Here is a 1,264-nt window from a genome sequence, read left to right on the forward strand (position 1 = left end):
GGAGCCTGACCCGCTTTTCCGGACGGGTTGTTTGTGTTGATCATGCCGCGGTTGCGGCGGGGATGTGAAGTCGTTCGAACTCCACGGGGCTGAGGTTGCCGAGGGCAGTGTGCCGACGGGTCGGGTTGTAGAAGCCCTCGATCCACTCGAACATCGCCGACGACAGCTCTGCTTTTGAGGTCCAGTTCGACCGATCGAGAAGCTCGCGCTGCATCGTCGACCAGAACGACTCGATGAGCGCGTTATCGACGCTGGAGGCGACCCGGCCCATCGAGCCGAGCAGACCGGCTTGCCTGAGCCGGTGACCGAAGAGCCAGGAGGTGTATTGCGCTCCTCGATCGGCGTGGACCACGGTTCCAGGCTCGGGTCGTCGTCGCCAGCGAGCCATCTCGAGGGCATCGACGACGATCTCCGCGGTGATCCGGTCCGAGATCGACCAACCCACCACTCGGCGGCTGAACGCGTCGATGACGGCCGCGCAATAGACCCATCCGTCTTTCGCGCGATGCTGCGTGATGTCGCAGAACCAGAGCCTGTTCGGCTCAGACGCGCGGAACTGTCGCTTCACCAGATCCTCGTGCGTCGCTGTGTCTGGTTTCCAACCTCGCCGTTTGCGTCGATGAGACACCCCGGAGAGGCCGTCAAGGCGCATGAGCCGGGCGACGCGCTTCTTGCCGACGTGAACGCCGAGCCCGAGCCGCAGCTCGGCCAGCACCCGCGGGGCCCCATAGGTGCCTCGCGAGTCGCGATGCACCTTCCGAATCGTCGTCGTGAGCGCTGCATCCGCGACCGCGCGCAGCGACGGTGGGCGGGAAGCCCATTCGTAATAGCCGGACGTTGAGACGTTGAGCAACCGGCAGGCCACCGCGACGGGGATCCCGTCCGCGGCGAGCTCCTGGACCAGCCGGAACCCTATTTTGGGAGCACGTTCTCCCTGGCGAAATAGGCCGAAGCGCGCTTGAGGATCTCGATCTCCATCTCCAGCACACGGTTCCGGCGCCTCAGCTCCACGAGCTCCTTGTGCTCGTCGCTCGTGACGCCGGCCTTGCGGCCCGAGTCGATCGCGTCGCGGTTCATCCAGTTCCGAAGGCACGATTCGCTGATCCCGAGATCACGCGCGGTCTGACCGACAGGGTTGCCCTGGGCGACGAGATCGAGGGCTCGACGCCGGAACTCCGGCGGGTGGGCAGCAGGCATCTCACGGACTCCTTCCGAGACGATCATCGCCTCAAAGTTGGTGTCCGGAAAACCGGGTCAGGCTCCC

At 65.2% G+C, this 1,264-nt stretch carries 2 protein-coding genes; both read right to left on the minus strand.

From position 1 onward, the window contains the following. Positions 1–40 precede the first annotated feature (40 nt). The gene (locus DEU37_RS14955; protein WP_259457081.1) at positions 41–865 is read right to left on the minus strand and encodes an IS3 family transposase; all 825 of its coding nucleotides are present in this window, start codon (positions 863–865) and stop codon (positions 41–43) included. A gap of 47 nt (positions 866–912) precedes the next feature. Next, complete coding sequence (locus DEU37_RS00595; RefSeq protein WP_183043548.1) at positions 913–1,197, minus strand: transposase; 285 nt, start codon at positions 1,195–1,197, stop codon at positions 913–915. Between the last annotated feature and the right edge of the window lie 67 nt (positions 1,198–1,264).

The sequence above is a fragment of the Microbacterium sp. AG790 genome (assembly GCF_003634765.1).
In the GTDB taxonomy this organism is placed as follows: Bacteria; Actinomycetota; Actinomycetes; order Actinomycetales; family Microbacteriaceae; genus Microbacterium.

Excerpts from the sequence above, each read along its gene's own strand:
- DEU37_RS00595 (WP_183043548.1), bottom strand. The coding sequence starts at position 1,197 with ATGCCTGCTGCCCACCCGCCGGAGTTCCGGCGTCGAGCCCTCGATCTC.